Raw genomic sequence first — 21,944 nt, 5'->3', positions numbered from 1 at the left:
AAAAGCTTACCCTGGGGTAAGCTTTTTTTATGCAGATAGGACTGATCAGGTTGTTTGTTCAAGCACTTTCTTGAACAGATCTTTTTGCTCTTGGCTTGGTTTTGCAGTTTGCAATGCCATCAGCTGAGACATATCCCCCTGAACCTTGATCTTACCGGTCATGAATGCTTGCATTGCAGCAGCCATGTCAAACTCAAGGAATACTTTACGCAGAGTTTCTGCATCCATGTTCAGCGTAGTCTTCGCATTTGAAGACAGACCTTTTTTGATCGCTCCACCATCTAAAGATAATTCAGTATTACCTGTAGCGTCCGCAACCACCAGATTGATTGCAAGATTCGCAAGCGCTGGCGCCAGGTTTAGGTCACCTGCTTGAGCAGTCAGAGTTTCTACAGTTGAAAACCAATCATCAGTTAAAAAAGCAGGCATGATCTTTCCTCAATTTATTAGTTCGTGTGTGTCGTCTATCCAGACAACATCATTGTTGACGCTATTGCGCTTGCAGATTGTTATAACATGATCATTTGTCGAATGGCTAACGAATTTTGTACGCAGCGTTCAATTTTTGTCATTATCTTTCTGTTTTTATGTACATCGCCTTGATTGATAAGGCTTGACGGGCATTCAACTTGAATGAATACCCGTCAAAAAGGTCTTAATCCGCAGCAAAACCGAGGTTGACCATATTAATTCGTTTGCTTTCGCCTTCTACTGCTTCTTCAGTTGAGCAAGAATCTTTAAAGTCGAATTCACGTTGGCTGTCGAGTGCCTCGAAGTCAAACAGTTCACGGTCAGCCAGTTGTGACGGTGAAACATTTTGCAGTGCACCGAAAATGCTGTGCAGACGTTTCGGATGAGCTTTATCCCAGTCACGCAGCATGTCATTAATAATGGCACGTTGCAGGTTTTCCTGAGAACCACACAGGTTACACGGAATGATCGGGAACTGACGCATCTCGGCATATTTGATGATGTCCTTCTCTTCCACATAAGCCAGTGGACGGATCAGGATGTTCTTCTTGTCTGAAGACAACAGTTTTGGTGGCATCGCTTTTAAGCTGCCGCCATGGAACAGGTTCAGGAAGAACGTCGCCAGGATGTCATCACGGTGATGACCGAGCGCAACTTTGGTCGCACCAATTTCTTGCGCGAAACCATACAGCGAGCCACGGCGCAGACGAGAACATACGGCACAGTAAGTCTTGCCTTCAGGCGTTAGCTTCTTGGTAATGCTGTAAGTGTCTTTTTCCAGGATGTAATACGGAATGTTATTTTCTTCAAGATAACGTGGTAATACATCTTCAGGGAAGCCCGGCTGTTTCTGGTCCAGGTTTACTGCAACCACATCAAAGTTGATAGGTGCGATACGCTTGAACTGCAGCATGATATCTAACAAGGTATAGCTGTCTTTACCACCAGAAATACATACCATGACCTTGTCGCCATCTTCGATCATTTTAAAGTCACGAATAGCGTGTCCGACCTGACGGCGAAGCTTTTTCAACAAACGGTAATAGGCAGAGCTTGTTGGCAATTCCGGTTTGAAATTAAATCCTTGCTCGGATTCAACTGGCGAGTACATAGACGAGAATAACCCATAAATAAAAATACCGCGCAATTTTATCCGATTCGGGTGCTTCTCGCATCAAAAGAATTTATTTTCCTGTTATTGAAGTAATACTCTAAACTTCATGTTTTATTTAGATTGATAAATTGAACGAAACAGTTCATTTTTTATCCAGGATGCTTATGTTTTGGACTTTTCCACAGTTTTCCACAAAACCTGTGGATAACTTTGTGGATTTAAAACGACTTGACAGCTTTATCGGCCCCAAAAATAAGGGTTCTATTTAAATTGATCATTTTTTAACCAATTTATTTTATATTTAAAATCAATAACTTAAGTGTGTCAAGAAAGCCATATTAAAAAAAAATAAATATTTTTTTTGGTTAGTTCTTCAACATTAGGGACTTGCATTTACAAACTTGTTTATAAATGCGTCGCTCATCACTTTTCATTACAGTAAATTTTGTTAAACTCTGTAGTAAGTTTTGGGGACAAATGTTCAATACATATACTTACAATGAATAAAAATTTGTGGTTTAAGGGGACTTCTGTACTAAGTTGTCTTTATATTTTGATGGGAACTGCTGCTTTTTCGCATGCAGGTCAGACGATCTATCAAATGAAAGATAGCAATGGTGTTACCCTGCTGACGAATAATAAAGGTCGCTACAGTAATCTAAAAGTAGAAAAAAAGACCTATTATCCGGACAGTAACATTCATAGCTATAGCAACTGGGGCTCAAGTGAGGCTTCGGTATTGCCGAGCTATAGCAAAAACAAAAATGCCTTTGATTCAATTATCCGTGAGGCTGCACAAAAGCACGGTATTTCTGAAGGTCTGATCAAGGCTGTAATGCATACTGAATCCGGCTTTAATGTCCATGCCCGTTCTCCAGTCGGTGCTCAGGGACTAATGCAGCTCATGCCTGCTACCGCACGCCGCTTTAATGTATCCAATGCTTATGATCCGCATCAGAATATTATGGCAGGTGCCAAATATCTGGCCTGGTTAATGAAACGTTTTAATGGTAATACCGCTTTAGCACTGGCAGGTTATAACGCTGGTGAAGGCAATGTCAGCAAATATGGCGGTATCCCCCCCTTCCGCGAAACACAAGACTATGTACGCCGTGTGACCAGCCGGTATCACAATCTATATTCCAGTGGCGTTAATCTGACTGCCGCTGCGGCACCGGTTGAAACCGCCAAGATTCTGGCCAGCTCTGCCAATTATAAAACGTCAGCAGCACCTACCATCAAAGCCAGCAATTATCAGCGTCAGATCATTGCCAATGCAGATGGCAGCTTCACTGATGCGCCTGCCGGATCTTATGCCACCGCACATGCCACTGCATCCGCCAGAATATATATCAACGATTAAGCCCCTCCTCTTCATCATTCATCCTAAGTTTTGATTGATCATGGTGAGGAGGTAAATTCTGCGTAATTTACTATTTTTTTTCTTGAAATTTGAGTCATTTCACCTCATATTGAGGGTAATGATTGTAATTTGCTAATCAGATTATTTTTCTATAATAAGAGGATTTCTCAATGATGCGGATTGGTTTGTTTTTGCTAACCAACCTCGCGGTACTGGTTGTAGCTGGCATTATCTTGTCACTCTTCGGTGTCGGTAGTTACCATGGCGCGGGTGGCTTGAATCTAGGCAACCTGCTAGTGATCTGTTTTGTGTTCGGTATGGTGGGTTCTTTAATCTCACTATTCATGTCTAAATGGATGGCGAAGAAGACTACTGGTACTGAACTGATTGATCCGAATGCTCCTCGTAACCAGGCAGAAGCATGGTTATTACAGGAAGTAGCACAGCTATCTCAGCGCGCTGGTATTAAAATGCCAGAAGTGGGTATTTTCCCATCTTACCAGTCAAACGCCTTCGCGACCGGCTGGAACAAAAACGATGCACTGGTGTCTGTTTCTACAGGCTTGCTAGAACGCATGAACAAAGATGAGTTACGTGCTGTACTTGCCCATGAAATTGGTCACGTTGCCAATGGTGACATGGTAACACTTGCTCTGATTCAGGGTGTGGTCAACGCCTTCGTCATGTTCTTTGCCCGTGTTGCTGGTGATTTTATCGACCGTAACGTATTTGGCCGTGAAGATGGTGAAGCACCAGGAATTGCTTTCTTCGTGATTACCATTGTGCTTGATATCGTATTTGGTATCCTGGCATCCGCTATCGTGATGTGGTTCTCACGTCATCGTGAATACCGTGCCGATGAAGCCGGTGCACGTTTAGCAGGTAAACAGGCCATGATTTCTGCGCTATTACGCTTACAGGCAGAATCTGAAATGCCAGATGCCATGCCGAAAGAAATGAAAGCCTTTGCAATTTCAGCAGGTCAAGAACAAGGTTTCAGCTTAGCTGCATTGTTCCAGACACATCCAACGATTGAACAACGTGTAGCCGCTTTGCATCAGCTTGATTGTCCTTAATCTACTGAGCACAACGCTATACCGAAAAGCCTCCTGACGGAGGCTTTTCTTTTATTTATACTTTTGTGTTTAAGCAGTTTGACTGATCCATTGATACAGGGCCATCCCGCCCCAGCCAATTGCCAGTACAAACAGAATCAGGAAGATGGTACCCAGAATATCCGGAATATGAATCCAGATCCAGGCAACCACTGGATTGCGCCAGAATGCAGACTGCTGCTGTTTCTGTTCCAGTTTTTCATGCAGAAAAGGATGTACCACATGCCGATCCGTGTGGATCTGGTATTCCTCACGGATATGATCATGCACGATATCTAAGGCCTTACGGCTAGGACGGATAAAAATGTCGAAGATGGTTCCAGCCACGGGAATGAAACCGACCACGGCGTCCATGGTTGCCAATTTAATGACCGGATTCAGTTTGGACTGTGGCACTCCGATCTGACGTGCCTTATAAATGGCATAACAGGTCAAGGCAAAACCAGCCAGATCTCCCGCCACAGGTACGGTACTGAGTGCAGCATCAGCACCAACACCCTGCTTGGTAAACGGAATCCGGACTACGGAGTCCATCATATTGGCAAACTTGGCCAAATCCCGTTCCAGGCGAATGACTTCCTGTTGTGTCAGTTTTGGTGAGTTGCTGTTGTCTGTCTCAATCATCGGAACAACCCGTTTATCATTGTGTAATGATTCAGCCTAACCTAATTAGATATCAAAAATATAGCGTAATTTTATTAACTTAAAACAAAAGTCTGGATGCCACGAACAAATACACCACCACCCCACTGGCATCGCAGATCGATGTCACCAGTGGCGCTGAAGCACTGGCAGGATCGAGTTTCAGCTTATTCAAGACAAATGGCAGACTCATGCCGATCAGACAGCCGAGTAAAACAATCCCGGTCATACTGATGGCAAGTACTACGGCAACCATCAGATCGCCCCGGATATAACCCAGAATCGACACTGCACAGGCCATAGTTAGACCAAGACACAGCGCCACCAGAGACTCCCGTCCAACCAGACGGAACCAGTCTGAAAACTGTACATCACCAGTTGCCAATGCCCGAACCATCAATGTAGCAGACTGAGAACCCGCATTCCCGCCACTTCCCACCAGCAGCGGCAGGAAAAATACCAATACGATATGTTCCGCAATGATGTCCTCATATTTGGCAATACCAAAACTGGACAGCAAACTGCCAAACACCAGCAGTACCAGCCAGAATACCCGCTTTTTATACAGCGATAAAATCGGCACAGTTTTGATACTGTGTTGATCTAGCGGTGACACCGCACCTGCTTTTTGGAAATCCTCCGTGCTCTCGGCCTCGGCAATATCCATGGCATCGTCATAAGTCACAATCCCGACCAGCTTTTTGGAAGTATCAACAATCGGCAAGGCAATAAAGTCGTAATAAGCCAGTGTGCGTGCAATCTTTTCCTGATCTTCATCCACCGTGCCATAAATCACTTCTTTCGTCATAACCTCGGCAATAGTCGCGGTAGGCAGTGCCTGAATAATTTGACGTAATGAAATTACCCCCAGCAGATGTTGCTGTGCATCTACAATATAGATCAGATACAGCGTGTCATGATTTCCAGCGATATCACGTAGCGTTTCAATCGCCTCGTTCATGCTGAGTTCAGGAGGCAGCGTCAAATAATCCGAACTCATCAATGCACCGGCAGTTTCCTCCGGATAGGCATGGAGTACTTTCAGTACCTGACATGACTGTGCTGAAAGCTTGCCCAGCAATTGCTGCTGTACCGAAAGAGGCAGCTGTTTATACAGGTCAATAAAGTCATCCGAATGCATTGCATCCAGTAAGGCCACCAGTTCTTCGAGAGATAATGATGCCGTAAGCTGAAGCTGCTGATGCAGAGGCAAGTATTCAAAGACTTCTACCGGGCGTTGCAGCTGCTCAAAGCGATGCTGCCGTTCAGCTGGTTTCAGTTCGGCTAATAGCCTTGCCTGATCGGCGATATTCAATTGTGCTAGCTGCTGGTCTGCACCTGTCTGATGCAATTTTAATAATTCCCGTACCTGTTCAACTTGCTGATCCATCTGCGCGCTGCTGCCCTCTTGTTATCATGTATTTTTATATTCTAATTTCATTCACTATGCCTCAGCTGAGTGAAGCATGGTGTTACTTCATTGATCTTTATAGCTGAAGTTAAATGATGAGCATCTTAATTCAGTTCCTGTTTTTTCTTCTGAAACAGGCTACGGATCATCACATACATAAATGGAATAAAGATCAGCACCAACACAGTTCCAAAGATTACCCCACCCAGAACACTAACCCCGATTTCCTGACGGCTGACCGCCCCGGCACCAAAGGCAAACACCAGTGGCAGAATTCCGGCACCAAAGGCCAACGACGTCATTAAAATTGGACGTAAACGCAAGCTTGCACCTTCCAGCGCTGCCGCGACAACGGATTTGCCATGCTGCTCTGCCAAGGCAGCAAATTCCACAATTAGAATGGCGTTCTTACAGGACAGACCAATCGTGGTCAGCAAGGCAATCTGGAAATAGATATCATTCGGAAAGCCTGCAAAATAACTGAAAATAATATTCCCACCAATACCCAGCGGAATTGCTGACATTACCGCAGTTGGAATACTCCAGCTTTCATAGAGTGCAGCCAGACACAGGAAGATAAAGCCAATCGAAATCGCATACAGCCAGATGGCCTGATTGCTGGATTGCTTTTCTTCAAAGGACAATCCACTCCAGGTCACATCAATACCTTTTTGATCGGCTACTAATGCTTCTACATCCCGCATCGCTTCACCGGTACTTGCATCTTTAGTGACATCCGCTTCCATCTGCAAAGCGGTATAACCCATAAAACGATTGACCACTTCCGGACCACCGCTCCAGTCTACCGTGGCAAAATTACTGAACGGCACCATCTGATTCTGGTCATTGCGAACATGCCACATCGCCAGATCTTCAGGTTTGGAACGGAATTCTGCATCACCCTGCATCATTACCCGTTTAATCCGGCCTCGGTCGATGAAGTCATTGACATAGTTACCCCCCCAGGCAGCAGAAAGTGTACTGTTGATCGCGGATTGGGTCAGGCCATTGGCCATGGCCTGTTTCTGGTCAATATTAACCTTTAATTCAGCCTTCTCCGGATTGGAGCGCTTACCTAAATTTTCAAACGTTGAATATTGTTTGGTTTTTTCTTCCAGTTCTTTAAATTGCTGTTCCAGATATTGACGGCCATTTCCCTCTATATCCCGAATCCAGAATTCCAGTCCATCGGTTTGTCCCAGACCGCTGACTGAAGCTGGCATATTGATATTGACCTGTGCATCCTTAAAACCACGGAAATGTTTTAAGGCACGTTCACGAATAGCTTGCGCGGTATTTTCCTCGCCAGGACGATCATCCCAGTGTTTCAGTGCCACAAAACCGGTTGCCAGATTCTGACCGGTACCCGAGAAGTTACGGCCATAACGCATCATCACCAGATTAATATTGTCTTTTTCCTGTTCCAAGAAATATTCACGAATCTTTTCTCCGGTGGCCACCGTATTCTTTAGCGGCGCACCTTCTTGCAGGCGCACCTGAATGCTAAGCGTTCCCTGATCTTCACTTGGCAGAAAGCTGGTTGGCAAAGCCTTATAGAACAGACCAAATACAGCAACCAAACCGGCAAATAAAATTAAACAGATGGCCTTATGTTGTAGGGTGACATTAGAAAGTTTCAGATAACGCTGCTTAACACTTTCCAATTTATGGTTAAACCATTGCGCCCAGCGTGCCGGATTCGGATTTGGTTTGAGAATCAGGGCACACAGGGCTGGTGTCAGAATCAGGGCCACCATCAGTGATAAGGACATGGCAGCAACCAGCGTAATGGAAAACTGACGATAAATAACCCCGGTGGAGCCACCAAAGAACGCCATAGGAATAAATACTGCCGTCAATACCAAAGTAATACCGACCAGAGCCCCACTGATTTCCTGCATGGATTCTAGTGCTGCTTCCTTGGCGGTCAACTGCTTCTCATGCATCAGACGTTCAACGTTTTCCACCACTACAATAGCATCATCTACCAGCAGGCCGATTGCCAGAACCAGGGCAAATAAAGTCAGGGTATTGATACTGAATCCAAGAGCATACAGGATTGCCATAGTACCGAGTAAAACCACTGGCACAGTGACTGCTGGAATCAGGGTAGCGCGCCAGTTTTGCAGGAAGATAAACATCACCACAATCACCAGGATAATGGCTTCAACCAGTGTTTTAAGGACTTCCTTAATGGATTCCTGAACGAATGGCGTGTTATCCCGTGGATAGGCAATCTTATAGCCTTCCGGCAACTGATTAGACAGACGGGCAATTTCTGCCTTGATTCGTTCTGACGTTGCGATGGCATTGGCACCGGAAGCCAGCGAAATTGCCAGACCTGCGGATGCATAACCATTATTGGTACTATAGGATTGATAATTTTCTGCACCGAGCTCAACACGTGCTACATCTTTTAAATAGATAAAGCTGCCATCCCGGGCAGACTTTACAATGATATTTTCAAATTCTTCTACAGTTCTGAGTCGCGTGCCCGAAGTTACCTTGGCATTCAGATACTGATCCTCGACCGTAGGCAGATCGCCCACAGCACCAGCTGCGACCTGGGTATTCTGTGATTCAATCGCAGCACGCACATCGCTAGGCATCAGGTTATACTGTTTCAGCTTGAGTGGATTCAGCCAGATTCGCATGGCATATTGCGAGCCAAAAACATCCACCTCACCAATGCCTTCAATCCGGGAAATGTCCTGTTCCAGATGTGTCATCAGGTAGTCTGACAAGGCAATATTGTCACTGCGCCCGGATTCGTCATACAGGCTGATCACCATATGCGTATCGCCCAGCGACTTGAACACATTCACACCCTGCCGTTGTACATCTTCAGGCAGGCGGTTCAGCACCCCATTAATCGCATTTTGTACCTGTACCTGAGCCGTGTCTGGATCAGTCCCGTTTTCAAAGCTGATATTGATCCGGCTACGCCCGGAGGAATCGCTGCTGGAACTAAAATACAGTAAGTGATCAATGCCTTTAATCTGCTGTTCCAGTACTTGGGTCACGCTCTCCTCCACCGTTTCCGCAGATGCGCCGGAATAGGTTGCCGATACGGTCACTCGCGGTGGTGCAATATCCGGATAACGTTCCACAGGTAAATTCATCACCGCAAAAAGTCCAATGGCCATGACTACAATGGCCAGCACACCTGCAAAAATAGGACGATGAATGAAAAACTTAGACAGCATAAGTCTGAATCACTTTGAATTTAATGAATTATGGAAAGCGTTGCATTATTGAGTCAGCTTAAGGATATTCAGGCAGTGGCCTAGAGAATGCAAGGCTTGATCACAGAAAAATATGTATAAAATTGAATCATGAAGAAAATATGAAGATTTTGCCTTTCATCTAGCTGTTTCAACAATTTATAAGGTTATTCATTTTATTTTAGGCATAAAAAAACCCTGCTTGCGCAGGGTTTTTTTAGAATCGATTCAGAGCTGATTAAGCAGAGAATTGGTTCATTGTGTTTTTCGCATCGTCACCCGCTTTAAGCGCGTTGTCACCAGCGAAGATTTCTTTGTGGTCGTCACCGATGTCAGAACCCGCCATTGCTTGGTGTTTCACACAAGCGATACCGCCACGGATTTCTTTACGTTGTACGCCAGCAACATAAGCCAACATACCTTCAGAACCGAAGTAACCTTGAGCAAGCTCGTGAGTAGAAAGAGCAGCTGTATGGTAAGTAGGTAGAGTGATCAAGTGGTGGAATACACCTGCTTCACGAGAAGCATCTGCCTGGAATGTACGAACTTTCTCGTCAGCTTCAGCAGCCAATTCAGTGTTGTCGTACTCAGCGCTCATTAGTTTAGCGCGGTCGTATGCAGATACGTCTTTACCTTCAGCAACCCAACGGTCGTAAGCTTGTTGACGGAAGTTTAAAGTCCAGTTGAACGATGGAGAGTTGTTGTAAACAAGTTTCGCATTTGGAACAACTTCTTTAACACGGTTAACCATGTGAGCGATTTCAGCTACGTTTGGAGTCGCAGTTTCGATCCAAAGAAGGTCAGCACCGTTTTGAAGGCTAGTTACACAGTCAAGTACAACGCGGTCGATTTGAGTGCCTTCGCGGAACTGGTACAGACCAGAAGCAAGACGTTTTGGACGGTGAAGTTTGCCATCACGTTTGATCAGGATTTCGTCTTCTTGCGCTTCTGAAATGTCAATTTCAGTTGTATCTAAGTAGCTGATGTATTGAGAAGCGATGTCACCTGGCTCTTTAACCACTGGGATTTTTTGAGTCAAGTCAGCGCCTTCAGAGTCAGTACGTGCAACGATGATACCGTCGTCTAGACCCATTTCCAGGAATGCATAGCGAAGCGCGTGGATTTTCGCGATGAAGTCTTCGTGTGGAACAGTTACTTTACCAGCTTGGTGACCACATTGTTTCGCGTCAGACACCTGGTTTTCGATTTGAAGTGCACAAGCACCCGCTTCGATCATTTTCTTCGCTAGTAAGTAAGTTGCTTCTTCGTTACCGAAACCAGCGTCGATGTCCGCAATGATTGGCACAACGTGAGTTTGGAAGTTGTCGATTTGAGAAGTGATTTCAGCAGCTTTAGCAGTGTCACCAGCTTCTTGAGCTTTTTTAAGTGAACGGAACAGATCGTTCAATTCTTTCGCGTCAGCTTGACGTAAGAATGTGTAGATTTCTTCAATCAATGCAGGAACAGAAGTTTTTTCGTGCATAGATTGGTCAGGAAGTGGACCGAACTCTGAACGAAGTGCTGCAACCATCCAGCCAGAAAGGTAGATGTAGCGACGTTCAGTTGTACCGAAGTATTTTTTGTTCGCAATCATTTTTTGTTGTGCGATGAAACCGTGCCAGCAACCCAGAGATTGAGTGTATTTGCTAGAGTCAGCATCATAAGCAGCCATATCACGACGCATAATTGCTGCTGTGTATTTTGCAATGTCTAAACCTGTTTTGAAACGGTTCTGAAGTTGCATACGCGCAGCATCTTCAGGACTGATGTCTGCCCAAGTGTTGCCGAATTTCGCTTTTAATTCGCGGATTGCATCAATCGCTGTTTGATATGTAGTCATGATATATTCCTGTAATAATATTAGGATTTTTCTGCAACGTTGTTCTAAAATCAGACCCTCAAAACTTTGTTTAGATTTTAGTCAGCTCGTTGCGATGTTTAGAGATTAGATGCAATAAAAAAATTAATCCAATATTCTGCAAGAATTATCACTATTTATTTAAAAAATATGTAGATGAAAGTCTAATCATATATTGATCATTTTTATATAAATTATTGTAATTAATAGTTTATTTCTGAATTTTTAAAATAGATTTTTGTCTAAAATTTCAGCTTATTGAATATAAAATATTCATTAGACTTAAGTCTTGACTTGCTTGATGACCTAATTTTTTTGGTCTTTTTTGCCAGTCTTCCTTTATATTTCCGGCAAACTGAATTAATGCAAAACTATATATTTCACATAATTTATATACTATTAATCATTGACTCATTTCTTGTCTTGAAATCATTTTCACTTACCCTGATTTAACTAAAAACAGGTATCCAGTTTGATCCGGTAATGAACCAAATTGACAGAAAAAACCCAGACTTGATTAATAGATTCCTCTTGCTTGAAAATGAATAAAAACTGCTATAAATTCGGTGGCTTTTTTTTCATCGGTCACGTACACAAGCCGCAGTACTTATGGCATAATCACTATAATTTCATGATTTTATTTTCGGTATTTTTTTTATGAATCTGGAGCGGGTCGATCTCAATCTATTAATTTATCTTGATGTACTTCTTCGCGAAAAAAATGTCACACGTGCTGCTGAGCAACTTGGCGTGACCCAGCCTGCCATGAGTAACATTTTGCGTCGTCTGCGCAATTTATTTAATGATCCCCTCCTGATCCGTTCTTCTGAAGGGATGACACCGACTGAACGTGCACTCGAACTGCAGCCACGTATTCGCGATGCCCTATCTGATCTGTCCATGATTCTGGAACCCCGTACCGAGTTCCGCCCTTATACCTCAAATCGTGTATTTCGTATCATGACTTCAGATTATGCTGAAGCGACGCTGGTACCGCGCCTGGTCAAGGCTTTACGCTCTGAAGCACCCAATGTTGTTCTGGACTTCCTGACACCTAGTGATGTGTCTTATCGTGACATGGAACAAGGTAAGGTTGACCTAGCGATTAACCGGTTTAATGAAATTCCGCAAAGTTTCCATCAGGTACTGGTGTGGCGTGACAGCTTTTCTTGCTTGTTAAATAATAAACACCCTGCTGCTGGTAACCTGAACCTGAAAAGCTATTTAGATGCACAGCATATCTGGGTATCTAAAACCGGCATGGGCGTGGGTTTCGGGGTTAATCCTGAAAAGCAGGCCGGACTTGGCTGGATTGATCAGGCGCTGGAACGTATTGGGCAAAAACGTAAGATTTCAGTATTTACCCGTCACTATCAGATGCCGGGACTTTTGGCATCAAATGTGGATCTGGTAGCAACGCTGCCAACGCGTATTGCCCGCCTGCAGGCCAAGAACCATAATTTGCTACTTAAAGATCCACCCTTCTATATTCCTGAATTTGAACTGAAGATGGCATGGTGTCCATTACTGCATCATCATCCGGCTCATCGCTGGTTGCGTCAGCTGATTCTGTATGTAGCACGCCAGATGATTGAAGAAGAGAATCGTGAATTTATGCAGAATAATTCGCAATTTTCACCTTATTAAAATGAATTTCACATAAATTATTATTTTTTAAGCTTATACTGTAAGGACTTGAGATCTGTTTGTACACCTCAAGTCCTTTTTTGTGTTAAAAATATTCCAAGATAATATCAATCCACAGGTGGATTACGTGAGCCTCTTTCAAAACATCGTGATTATCTTAATACTCATCGCGGGGGCTGGTTTTTTATCACTGACTGAAATCGCACTCGCAGGTGCCCGTAAGGTCAAACTTAAAATTTTGGCCGAATCAGGCGACGTCCGTGCCCAGAAAGTGCTGGATTTACAGGAAAACTCAGCAGACTTCTTTGCTGCCTCCCAAATTGGCTTAAATGCTGTCGCCATTCTCGGCGGTATTCTGGGTGAAGGAGCTTTCCGCCCTTATATCGCCGAATTTGTCTCGCGTATATATGATGGTCCTTGGACCGAGAACATCAGCTTTGCCTTATCTTTCACTCTGGTGACTTCATTATTCATTCTGTTTGCCGATCTGATGCCAAAACGTCTGGCAATGATTGCACCGGAAAAAATTTCAGTCGCAGTTATCAACCCGATTCAAATTTTTATTAAAATCTGCAAGCCGTTGGCCTGGATAATTAATGCCATTGCCAATCTGTTGTTCCGGTTATTCAAAGTCAATACGATTCGTGATGACAATATTACCTTCGCAGATATTTCTGCCGTGATGGATGCTGGTGCTCAGGCTGGCGTACTACAAAAGCAGGAACACCACTTTATTGAAAACGTGTTTGAACTTGAAGAACGTAATGTTCCTTCCAGTATGACCACACGTGAAAATGTGGTGTTCTTTACCCTGACTGAAGCTGAAGACAGTATTCGTCAAAAGCTGGCGCAATATCCTTATTCCAAATTTCTGGTCTGTAATGAAAATATCGACCAGGTAATTGGCTATGTCGATGCCAAAGACATTCTGGTCCGTATTCTCAACAACCAGAAAATCAATCAGCTGAATGAATCTACCATTCGTAATGTGTTGATGATTCCGGACACCCTGACGTTATCTGAACTTCTGGACCGCTTCCGTTCGAGCAAAGAAAAGTTTGCAGTGGTCATTAACGAATATGCACTTGTCGTGGGTGTGATTACCCTGTCTGACATCATGATTACCGTAATGGGTGACTGGGTAACGCCAATGGAAGAAGATCAGCAGATCTTTAAACGTGATGCTGATTCATGGCTGATTGAAGGCAGTACGCCAATTGAAGACATGAAACACGCCTTAGGCATTGATGAAATGCCAGATGAAGAGAATTATGAAACGCTGGCTGGTTTTATGATGTACAAACTGCGCAAGATTCCACGTCCAGCTGATATCGTGATTCATGCAGGTTATAAATTTGAAGTCGTCGATGTCGATCATTTCAAAATTGACCAGTTGCTGGTGACTCGCTTACTGGAACCCAATAAAAATAATATTGAGGAAGAATCAGGTTAATCTGATTCTTCTACAGACGTTACACTAAAAAAAAGAATATAAAAATTGAAAGGATGAATCGATGTCTATTTCTGCCCTACTTGCGTGTTTTAGTTTTTATTCTGCGCTGTATCTAATTTATTTTTTCTTTGCTAAACAGCAAAATGCGCTATTTTTATTTTTAGCGGTAGGATTACTGATTTTCGCCTGCATGATCACACCGTATAGCTATGAAAGACGTCGAAAAAGTTACGACAACACCATGTCATTTGAACCTTTTTGGGCGATTTATCCTCTAATCACATGGTGGCGCTTATTTATTTGGCCTGTACGCGGTTTATTGCGCTGGATTTATGACCATTAAAAAAAGCACCTTTAGGTGCTTTTTTATTTTGAATCAGTATTTGCTGATCAATGCATCTAATACTGCCTGGTAGTGAATACGAATATCATCTTCCAGAATTTTATAGGCATTATCGAACTGCACCATAGGCCAGCCTTCTTTCCAGAAGGGGAAAATATTATGCAGGTCATGCGTCACGATTGCATCTTCACGCACAATAGCCTGCGCGATCTGTGCCAATACAAATGCAGTTTCCGCACCATCAATCGCCAGGTAATCAATACCACGCGCCTTTAAAATACGGATACGGTCTTTCTTGTAACGAATCTTTTTGATCTGAGCTTCATTCAAATGAAGCGCGATAGACACTGCTTCAACAAATTTTTCTTCAAATGACTGATGCAATTTAACCAGCGCCTGTTTATGCGCTTCCTGACGACCCGCTTTACCACCCTGACGAATAGCTTCTTTCGCTTCGGTATCTAATTCATCGTTTTTCATTGCCTGTAACAGGTCCAGAATTTCGATGTCGCTTAAAGTCTCAGGAGATTGATCAGTCATGAACTGCCCTTACAAATAATATTTACAATGGGCTATTTTCGCATAATTCCCGGACAAAAAGACAAAATCCTGCTGCAAGTGAGATGATTTAATTGCGCATTGCAATTTTTCGGAAAAATTCAGCAATTTACTTTATAGTAATCTTATTCATCCATCTCCTACCCGACTTCATACATGCAAAACCAACAAGTCAATGTGCTGCTTCAGCAACTTCAGCGGCTCTATCCGGCGGCTTTTAAGCACAATTACCTGTTTTATAGCCAGATCAAGACCAGAGGTGTACTGGATGACCGTCGTGAATTTATTCCCTGGCTATTGGCGAGCATGATTTTTATGCCAATCAGTTTCGTACTGAAAGATATTTTCCTGAGTAATTTTACTGAGCTGAGTAACTTTCAGGCACAAGCCTATGCCATTCTGGCAATTCTTTTATTCTTGATGCTGATTGTTCCCTTAGTCATTAAACAGATTCGACATTCTTCGCATTCACTTTATCAACTATTACGACATAGTCCGGTCAAGCTTGCTGTAATCGTCATTCTGTCTGCCCTGAATATTCAATTTTTACAAAGTCAGTTTGTGATGTGGGCGCTCCTGTTCTTTGGTGTCAGTTTTGGCTTTGTGCGTTTTTATAAGGAAAATCTGTTTCGTCAAAACAGTCATGACAGTGAATATTATCAGCTGCATCAACTGCGTCGTGTGTGTTTCTGGGCATACAAACAAAGCCTGAGAACCCGATTAAAACTCTACATGACTTCGGCTCAAAGTCCTGAATATGAAGTACTCAAGCGTCAGCTAAACCGCTATGCCGACCTATATAGCCAGTTATTCAAATCTGAACACCAGTACTGTAAAAGCATTAAACATATTGATGTGGACAGTTATCTGGATGAAATGCTGTAAATCCATTAATTTATTGAAATTTAAAGCTTTGAATAACCTCAGCCTTGCTTTCTTTTAAATTTTAATGGCTAAATTGCCTGAAATTAAAACAAATAATAAGAAATCATCTTGCCAAGCTCTCGCTGCTCATCTATGATGGCGCGCATGCCCGAGTGGTGAAATCGGTAGACACAGGGGATTTAAAATCCCCCGCCCACAAAGCGTGCCAGTTCGAGTCTGGCCTCGGGCACCATTTTGATTCAGTTTAAAATGGTGCAAATGCAGAAACCCAGCAATGAGCTGGTTTTTTTGTGCCTGAAATTTATAAATAGAGTGTGCCTCCTCATGTCCGCACCCCGCTCTTTCGATCTAGCCAGATTACAGTTACGCCATCCTGATGCATTCTTTTGCAGACTTAGCTATAGCCGCTATAAATATTTGAATCAAACTATTGATCCGTATTTATATTTGCGTATCGGGATTTTGATGCTGATTACGGCATTTTGTGGTCTGTGCTTTTCCTTGCCTTTTTATCCGGACTTTATGGATTCAAAAAATCAGGCCATTAGTGCGGGTACAATCGTACTCATTAGTATGCTCTATCCTTATATCTGGCGTGCCCAGTTTCAGGCCAAGTACAGTTCTGTACGCTACGCAAAGCGCCTGCAATCCTGTTTATATATTCAAGCCCTGATTGTTGTTCTGTCACTGATCAATTACCAGTATTTTCATTCAGCGTTCATTGCTCTACCTTGCCTGGGTCTACTTGCATTCAGCAGTTTTGTAGCGGTGTTAATTGAGCCCGGCTTTAGAAGTTCTACCCGCAGCACCCTGCTGGTACGTTTGCAGCACATCCGCCAATTGGCTTACTGGTCTTATCAACAGTCGCAAAGCAAAGAGCCGGAACCTGTGCCACTGCAAAAGGATTTAAAAAAATATTATCTGGAATTACATCAACGTTGCATGCAGGAAGAGCAGAAACTCCTAAATGAAATTCATTATAAAAATTTTAAAGAAGCATTTTTAGATCATTAAAAAAAGCCCTGTAAAAACAGGGCTTTTTTTACCATTCGCGGGTAGCGACCAGTTCTTCCATTTCAACTTCGAAGTATCCCTGTTCCTGCACCACCATCATCATGGCTTCAGCAATATAATCTGCTGCGGTATCATCTAAAGAGGAATCCAGGTCTTCGAACTGCGGCTTCATTTCATTGATTTCTGCCACAGTCGCATTGGCAAACTGATAAATCTCATATTCAGATAAACCAGATTTTGTCACCTTTTTGGCAAAACGCTCGATGTGCTGCTTTACTTCAGCAACCAGAATATCGGGATAATATTCATCATCGAACATTGGGAGAAGTAAATCTGCAAACATTACAGGCACTCTAAAACTATAACTAAAAATTAAGCGTGCCCTATATACCATATTGCCGCTTAAAAGCCAAACAGCACGCCGCCTGACATACAATCTAGCCAACAATTAAACTACGGCTTGCATTGCCTTCCAGACCTTAATCGCATCTGCTGTCACTTTGACATCATGTGCACGTACCATACAGGCACCTTGTTGAATACTTAGCAAGTGTGCTGCTACTGATCCCACTGCGCGTTCTACGGCTTCTGCTCCACCCAGCACCTGTCCAATAAAGCGTTTACGTGACAACGCAGACAATATTGGATAACCGAGTTGAGTCAGTTTGTAAAATTCATTCAGTAGTTTCAGGTTCTGTTCAGCATTTTTGGCAAATCCAAAACCGGGATCAATCATAATGTGCTCAGCCTTTACCCCGGCATCTAAAGCATCCTGCACTCGCTGTTTTAATTCCGCAATGACATCAAGCGTGACATCTTGATACTGATCCAGATTATTCATCGTAGTAGGTTCACCACGCATATGCATAATAATTACCGGAATATCCAACTCAGCAGCAGTTACCAAGGCATTCGGTCGTGTCAGTGCACGAACATCATTCCAGATATGTGCTCCAGCTTTCACTGCAGCCTTAATCACTTCTGGCTGGGAAGTATCAATTGAAATCACGACATTGTGCTTGGCCAGTTCTTCAACCACAGGCACCACACGGCGAATTTCTTCTTCTACTTCAACCACCGATGCACCCGGACGGGTCGACTCGCCACCCACATCAATGACCGTTGCGCCTTCTGCCATCATTTCCAATGCACGCGCTACTGCAGCATCTTGAGAATTATGTTTACCCCCATCACTAAATGAATCCGGTGTAACATTCAGAATTCCCATCACATGCGGCTGGGACAGATCCAGTGTTAAGTGTCCAAATGTCCATACGCGTGGTAATAACGGCATCAGCTGCATGTTTTCATCCTAAATCCAATAACTGGCGTATTGTCGTATGGATAGAGATATAAAGCAAAGCTGAAACAAACCAGAATTAAATTTCAAACTGCGGTTTATTTGAGTATTGCATAAGCTTAGATTGTAACTGTGATTTTACCTCTACCCATTCACTTCTTAAAATACTGTAAATATAACTATCCCGCACTGTCTGACCATCTTTACGCAACATATGACATCGAATGATGCCATCTCGTTTAGCTCCTAGCGCTTCAATGACTTTTTGACTTTTTAGGTTCAGATGATCCGCACGAAAGCCTACTACCTGAGCATTTAACCGTTCAACAGCATGACTTAACAGGAGATATTTACAGACCCGATTCACATAGGTACGCTGATAACGCTGTGCATACCAAGTATAACCAATATCCACACGTGGAATTTCAGGCTTGATATCATGATAACTGGTGGTTCCAATCGCTCGACCCGATGTTAAATCAATCACAGCAAAACCCATCCTTGTACCTTGAGCTTGTTGAGCCAAAGCTTGCTGTACATATTGTTTTAATTCGCTTAAGTAAGGTACAGAATTATAAAGCACTTCGCCTAAATCCCCTTCAGCACAAGCTGCTTCTAAATCTGTAAAATGCTCCCAAGTTAATGGTTCTAAACGTAAGTGATAAATACGGGATTCCAAAACAGGTATTGTCATTTTTATTTTTGCTCATTGATTTTTTATAGTTGAATATAGCATCACGCCAAAACAATCCAAATCATTGCCATAAAAAAACCACCCGAAGGTGGTTTTTTATTTTCTGCTTAATTAGCTGGTAATGGCGGAGGAGTCAACGGCCCATCCTTCGGTGTTACATCAATTACAGGATTGTCTGAAACATAGACCTTAGGTGGCTTAGGCTCACGACCTTCCATGATGTCACGGATTTGCTCGCGATCAATTGTTTCCCATTCCATCAACGCTTTCACCATGGCATGCGCGATATCCTTGTTGTTTTCCAGAATATCACGAGCCACTTTATATTGCTCATCGATGATACGGCGTACTTCAGCATCAACCTGCTGTTGAGTCGCTTCAGAAATCGTACGACTGCCAATGCTGCCCATAAATGACTGTTGCGAGTCATCTTCATAGACCATTACGCCTAACTTGTCAGACATACCGTATTTGGTCACCATCGCACGCGCAACTTTGGTTGCACGTTCAAAGTCATTTGAGGCACCAGTCGACATCTGGTTAATAAAGACTTCTTCTGCGATACGACCACCGAACAAGATCGAAATATCATTCAGCATTTTATCTTTGTAATGGCTGGTCTGGTCAAACTCAGGCAACTGCCAGGTTACACCTAATGCCCAACCACGCGGCATGATCGTTACTTTATGCACAGGGTCAGTACCTGGCAGCATTTCCGCAACAATTGCGTGCCCTGCTTCATGGTAAGCCGTAGCACGACGCTCTTCTTCACGAAGTACCATTGATTTACGTTCAGGCCCCATATACAGCTTGTCTTTAGCATCTTCAAAGTCATGCATGTCGACAGTATTCTTGTTACGACGTGCCGCGAATAATGCTGCTTCGTTTACAAGGTTTGCCAACTGCGCACCAGAGAAGCCTGGAGTACCACGAGCCAGGACTTTCACATCCACACCCGTTGTAGACGGCAGTTTCTTCAAGTGAACATTCAGGATTTGCTCACGGCCTTTAATGTCTGGCAAGCCAACCATTACTTGACGGTCAAAACGACCTGGACGAAGTAAGGCTTTATCCAGTACATCAGCACGGTTAGTTGCCGCGATGACGATAATACCTTCATTGCCTTCGAAACCGTCCATTTCAACCAGCATCTGGTTCAGTGTCTGTTCACGTTCATCGTGACCACCACCTGTACCTGAACCACGGTGACGACCAACAGCATCAATCTCATCGATGAAGATGATACATGGCGCATGACGCTTCGCCTGCTCGAACATGTCACGTACACGAGATGCACCAACACCCACGAACATTTCTACGAAGTCAGAACCGGAAATACTGAAGAATGGAACTTTCGCTTCACCTGCAATCGCTTTTGCAAGCAGGGTTTTACCCGTACCCGGAGGACCCACCATCAGGACGCCCTTAGGAATAGTTGCACCCAGACGTTTGAATTTCGCAGGATCTTTCAGGAAGTCAACGATTTCCACGACTTCCTGTTTTGCTTCATCACAACCCGCAACATCAGTAAAGGTGACTTTAATCTGGTCTTCAGACAGCATTTTCGCCTTCGACTTACCAAAGCTCATCGGGCCGTTCTTGCCGCCTGCACCGCCACCCATGTTGCGCATAAAGAACATGAATAACAAAATGATTAAGAGTACAGGGAAACTTGCAATCAGCAACTGCATCAACAAGCCTTGGCGTTGTGGTGCAGTACCTTCAACAACCACATTGTTCTTGATGAGATTTGGCATCAGTTCAGGATCCTGAACTGCCGGACGAATACTTTCAAACTCGGAACCGTTTGATTTCTCACCACGAATTCTTTCGCCATCTATTGTCACTTGCTTAATCTGGCCGTCATTCACCGCTGCAACAAACTCTGAATAGTTCATTGTTGTCGGCTGATTGCGATCACTGACGTTGCTGAAGATGAGCACCAGCACACCCAGTATCACGAGCCACAATACGGCATTCTTAAAAAGATCGCTCAAAGCTTTATTCCCATTTCCAATCTAATTTGATCATGCCCTCGCGGGTGACCTGAATTTCCAAGTTTGTTCAACTTGCAATTATTAAAAACGTACAAAATGCACAATTTTTAGCGTATTGGCAAGTAGACTTTATTTCAAAGCCTTCTTGCGCCCCTGCCCCACCAGAAAGACTTCTTTCGAGCGAGCACGCGATGCAGCAGGTTTTACCGTTTTCAGAACATCAAAACTATTAACAACTTCCTTACGGAATTCATCAAAGCCAGTGCCCTGGAAGACTTTAACAATAAACTGGCCTTTAGGACCTAAAACCTTGTTGGCAAAGTCAAGGGCCAGTTCACAGAGATAGATCTGACGCGGTTGATCTACAGCCTTATTACCTGATGTATTGGGGGCCATATCGGAAATTACAACGTCTACCGTACGTCCATCTAAAATATTTAACAATTTATCGAACACTTCCTGCTCACGAAAGTCACCTTGCAGGAAGGTCACATCTGGCAGTGCATCCATTTCCAGGATATCCGATGCGATCACCAGACCTTTAGAACCGACCAGTTTACCAGCAATTTGCGACCAGCTTCCTGGCGCTGCGCCCAGATCGACAACCGTCATACCTGGTTTAATAATGCCGTATTTTTCTTGAATCTCAAGAAGTTTATACGCTGCACGTGCCCGATAACCTTCTTTTTGCGCTTTCTTCACATAAAAGTCATCGAGATGCTCTCTCATCCACGCACGACTACTTTTGGATAACTTCTGGTTGGTAATGCGTGTTGCCATAACTCTCTAAATAAAAAAAACTTCCAATTATTAATTGTACGTGAAAAACATATGATTTGCAGTATTGATCTGTAT

The 21,944-nt window shown here is 43.5% G+C and carries 19 protein-coding genes and 1 tRNA gene; 8 read left to right on the top strand and 12 right to left on the bottom strand.

Features of this window, described 5'->3' with window-relative positions:
* Window positions 1-45 precede the first annotated feature (45 nt).
* Together F955_RS05140 and ttcA are read right to left on the bottom strand one after the other, a co-directional pair.
* A complete protein-coding gene (locus F955_RS05140; protein WP_004814972.1) occupies window positions 46-429 on the bottom strand; it encodes an SCP2 sterol-binding domain-containing protein in 384 nt (127 codons plus the stop codon).
* A 226-nt stretch (window positions 430-655) separates the two neighbouring features.
* Window positions 656-1,582 carry a tRNA 2-thiocytidine(32) synthetase TtcA gene (ttcA, locus tag F955_RS05135; RefSeq protein WP_004814970.1) on the bottom strand — a complete coding sequence of 309 codons (927 nt, stop codon included), beginning with the start codon at window positions 1,580-1,582 and terminating at the stop codon, window positions 656-658.
* A gap of 559 nt (window positions 1,583-2,141) precedes the next feature.
* Here ttcA and F955_RS05130 point away from each other — a divergent pair.
* Together F955_RS05130 and htpX are read left to right on the top strand one after the other, a co-directional pair.
* Window positions 2,142-2,948, top strand: coding sequence for a lytic transglycosylase domain-containing protein (locus F955_RS05130; protein ID WP_008305700.1), 807 nt, complete (start codon window positions 2,142-2,144; stop codon window positions 2,946-2,948).
* Between the two features lie 170 nt (window positions 2,949-3,118).
* Entirely contained in the window at window positions 3,119-4,024 is a 906-nt protein-coding gene (htpX, locus tag F955_RS05125) for a protease HtpX (protein WP_004814968.1), read from the top strand.
* Window positions 4,025-4,093: 69 nt separating this feature from the next.
* On the opposite strand, the gene F955_RS05120 is transcribed toward htpX, so the two are convergent.
* From F955_RS05120 to F955_RS05105, 4 genes are all read right to left on the bottom strand, one after another.
* On the bottom strand, window positions 4,094-4,687 hold the full coding sequence (locus tag F955_RS05120; RefSeq protein ID WP_004892045.1) for a DUF4112 domain-containing protein: 594 nt from the start codon (window positions 4,685-4,687) through the stop codon (window positions 4,094-4,096).
* A gap of 79 nt (window positions 4,688-4,766) precedes the next feature.
* Complete coding sequence (gene mgtE / locus F955_RS05115; RefSeq protein WP_004892043.1) at window positions 4,767-6,095, bottom strand: magnesium transporter; 1,329 nt, start codon at window positions 6,093-6,095, stop codon at window positions 4,767-4,769.
* Window positions 6,096-6,220: 125 nt separating this feature from the next.
* A complete protein-coding gene (locus F955_RS05110) occupies window positions 6,221-9,322 on the bottom strand; it encodes a multidrug efflux RND transporter permease subunit (protein WP_004892040.1) in 3,102 nt (1,033 codons plus the stop codon).
* Window positions 9,323-9,578: 256 nt separating this feature from the next.
* Complete coding sequence (locus F955_RS05105) at window positions 9,579-11,180, bottom strand: isocitrate lyase (RefSeq protein ID WP_004814964.1); 1,602 nt, start codon at window positions 11,178-11,180, stop codon at window positions 9,579-9,581.
* Window positions 11,181-11,855: 675 nt separating this feature from the next.
* Between F955_RS05105 and F955_RS05100 the strand changes: the two genes are divergently transcribed.
* From F955_RS05100 to F955_RS05090, 3 genes are all read left to right on the top strand, one after another.
* On the top strand, window positions 11,856-12,845 hold the full coding sequence (locus F955_RS05100; protein WP_004814962.1) for a LysR family transcriptional regulator: 990 nt from the start codon (window positions 11,856-11,858) through the stop codon (window positions 12,843-12,845).
* Window positions 12,846-12,972: 127 nt separating this feature from the next.
* Window positions 12,973-14,298 (top strand): polyamine export protein PaeA, encoded by a 1,326-nt coding sequence (locus F955_RS05095; protein ID WP_004892036.1) that lies wholly within the window; start codon window positions 12,973-12,975, stop codon window positions 14,296-14,298.
* Window positions 14,299-14,359: 61 nt separating this feature from the next.
* Complete coding sequence (locus F955_RS05090; RefSeq protein ID WP_004892033.1) at window positions 14,360-14,641, top strand: hypothetical protein; 282 nt, start codon at window positions 14,360-14,362, stop codon at window positions 14,639-14,641.
* Between the two features lie 33 nt (window positions 14,642-14,674).
* Here F955_RS05090 and F955_RS05085 read toward each other — a convergent pair whose 3' ends face one another.
* Complete coding sequence (locus tag F955_RS05085; RefSeq protein ID WP_004892030.1) at window positions 14,675-15,181, bottom strand: hypothetical protein; 507 nt, start codon at window positions 15,179-15,181, stop codon at window positions 14,675-14,677.
* Between the two features lie 174 nt (window positions 15,182-15,355).
* On the opposite strand from F955_RS05085, the gene F955_RS05080 reads away from it, so the two are divergent.
* The 3 genes from F955_RS05080 to F955_RS05070 all read left to right on the top strand — a co-directional run bounded on the left by F955_RS05080 (window position 15,356) and on the right by F955_RS05070 (window position 17,098).
* Entirely contained in the window at window positions 15,356-16,084 is a 729-nt protein-coding gene (locus tag F955_RS05080) for a hypothetical protein (protein ID WP_004892027.1), read from the top strand.
* Between the two features lie 146 nt (window positions 16,085-16,230).
* Window positions 16,231-16,316 (top strand) — tRNA-Leu (locus F955_RS05075).
* A gap of 92 nt (window positions 16,317-16,408) precedes the next feature.
* Window positions 16,409-17,098, top strand: coding sequence for a hypothetical protein (locus tag F955_RS05070; protein ID WP_004892024.1), 690 nt, complete (start codon window positions 16,409-16,411; stop codon window positions 17,096-17,098).
* Window positions 17,099-17,126: 28 nt separating this feature from the next.
* On the opposite strand, the gene F955_RS05065 is transcribed toward F955_RS05070, so the two are convergent.
* From F955_RS05065 to rlmE, 5 genes are all read right to left on the bottom strand, one after another.
* The gene (locus F955_RS05065; RefSeq protein WP_004892021.1) at window positions 17,127-17,441 is read right to left on the bottom strand and encodes a DUF5713 family protein; all 315 of its coding nucleotides are present in this window, start codon (window positions 17,439-17,441) and stop codon (window positions 17,127-17,129) included.
* 105 nt (window positions 17,442-17,546) lie between these two features.
* The gene (folP, locus tag F955_RS05060) at window positions 17,547-18,401 is read right to left on the bottom strand and encodes a dihydropteroate synthase (protein WP_004892017.1); all 855 of its coding nucleotides are present in this window, start codon (window positions 18,399-18,401) and stop codon (window positions 17,547-17,549) included.
* A 76-nt stretch (window positions 18,402-18,477) separates the two neighbouring features.
* Complete coding sequence (locus F955_RS05055) at window positions 18,478-19,092, bottom strand: GNAT family N-acetyltransferase (protein ID WP_004892014.1); 615 nt, start codon at window positions 19,090-19,092, stop codon at window positions 18,478-18,480.
* Window positions 19,093-19,199: 107 nt separating this feature from the next.
* Entirely contained in the window at window positions 19,200-21,089 is a 1,890-nt protein-coding gene (gene ftsH, locus F955_RS05050) for an ATP-dependent zinc metalloprotease FtsH (RefSeq protein ID WP_004814946.1), read from the bottom strand.
* 129 nt (window positions 21,090-21,218) lie between these two features.
* Window positions 21,219-21,869, bottom strand: a complete 651-nt coding sequence (rlmE, locus tag F955_RS05045) for a 23S rRNA (uridine(2552)-2'-O)-methyltransferase RlmE (RefSeq protein WP_004892011.1) — start codon at window positions 21,867-21,869, stop codon at window positions 21,219-21,221.
* Window positions 21,870-21,944: the final 75 nt, after the last annotated feature.

Source organism: Acinetobacter schindleri CIP 107287 (genome assembly GCF_000368625.1).
In the GTDB taxonomy this organism is placed as follows: Bacteria; Pseudomonadota; Gammaproteobacteria; order Pseudomonadales; family Moraxellaceae; genus Acinetobacter; species Acinetobacter schindleri.
This window is presented reverse-complemented; position numbering and strand designations above follow the sequence as displayed.

Bases quoted from the DNA above. Each gene is read 5' to 3' on its own strand.
- F955_RS05070 (WP_004892024.1), top strand. From the start codon at position 16,409: ATGTCCGCACCCCGCTCTTTCGATCTAGCCAGATTACAGTTACGCCAT.
- F955_RS05120 (WP_004892045.1), bottom strand. From the start codon at position 4,687: ATGATTGAGACAGACAACAGCAACTCACCAAAACTGACACAACAGGAA.
- F955_RS05055 (WP_004892014.1), bottom strand. From the start codon at position 19,092: ATGACAATACCTGTTTTGGAATCCCGTATTTATCACTTACGTTTAGAA.
- rlmE (WP_004892011.1), bottom strand. From the start codon at position 21,869: ATGGCAACACGCATTACCAACCAGAAGTTATCCAAAAGTAGTCGTGCG.
- F955_RS05100 (WP_004814962.1), top strand. From the start codon at position 11,856: ATGAATCTGGAGCGGGTCGATCTCAATCTATTAATTTATCTTGATGTA.
- ttcA (WP_004814970.1), bottom strand. From the start codon at position 1,582: ATGTACTCGCCAGTTGAATCCGAGCAAGGATTTAATTTCAAACCGGAA.
- F955_RS05105 (WP_004814964.1), bottom strand. From the start codon at position 11,180: ATGACTACATATCAAACAGCGATTGATGCAATCCGCGAATTAAAAGCG.
- F955_RS05130 (WP_008305700.1), top strand. From the start codon at position 2,142: ATGGGAACTGCTGCTTTTTCGCATGCAGGTCAGACGATCTATCAAATG.
- F955_RS05085 (WP_004892030.1), bottom strand. From the start codon at position 15,181: ATGACTGATCAATCTCCTGAGACTTTAAGCGACATCGAAATTCTGGAC.
- folP (WP_004892017.1), bottom strand. From the start codon at position 18,401: ATGCAGCTGATGCCGTTATTACCACGCGTATGGACATTTGGACACTTA.
- F955_RS05140 (WP_004814972.1), bottom strand. From the start codon at position 429: ATGCCTGCTTTTTTAACTGATGATTGGTTTTCAACTGTAGAAACTCTG.
- mgtE (WP_004892043.1), bottom strand. From the start codon at position 6,095: ATGGATCAGCAAGTTGAACAGGTACGGGAATTATTAAAATTGCATCAG.
- htpX (WP_004814968.1), top strand. From the start codon at position 3,119: ATGATGCGGATTGGTTTGTTTTTGCTAACCAACCTCGCGGTACTGGTT.
- F955_RS05110 (WP_004892040.1), bottom strand. From the start codon at position 9,322: ATGCTGTCTAAGTTTTTCATTCATCGTCCTATTTTTGCAGGTGTGCTG.
- F955_RS05080 (WP_004892027.1), top strand. From the start codon at position 15,356: ATGCAAAACCAACAAGTCAATGTGCTGCTTCAGCAACTTCAGCGGCTC.
- F955_RS05090 (WP_004892033.1), top strand. From the start codon at position 14,360: ATGTCTATTTCTGCCCTACTTGCGTGTTTTAGTTTTTATTCTGCGCTG.
- F955_RS05065 (WP_004892021.1), bottom strand. From the start codon at position 17,441: ATGTTTGCAGATTTACTTCTCCCAATGTTCGATGATGAATATTATCCC.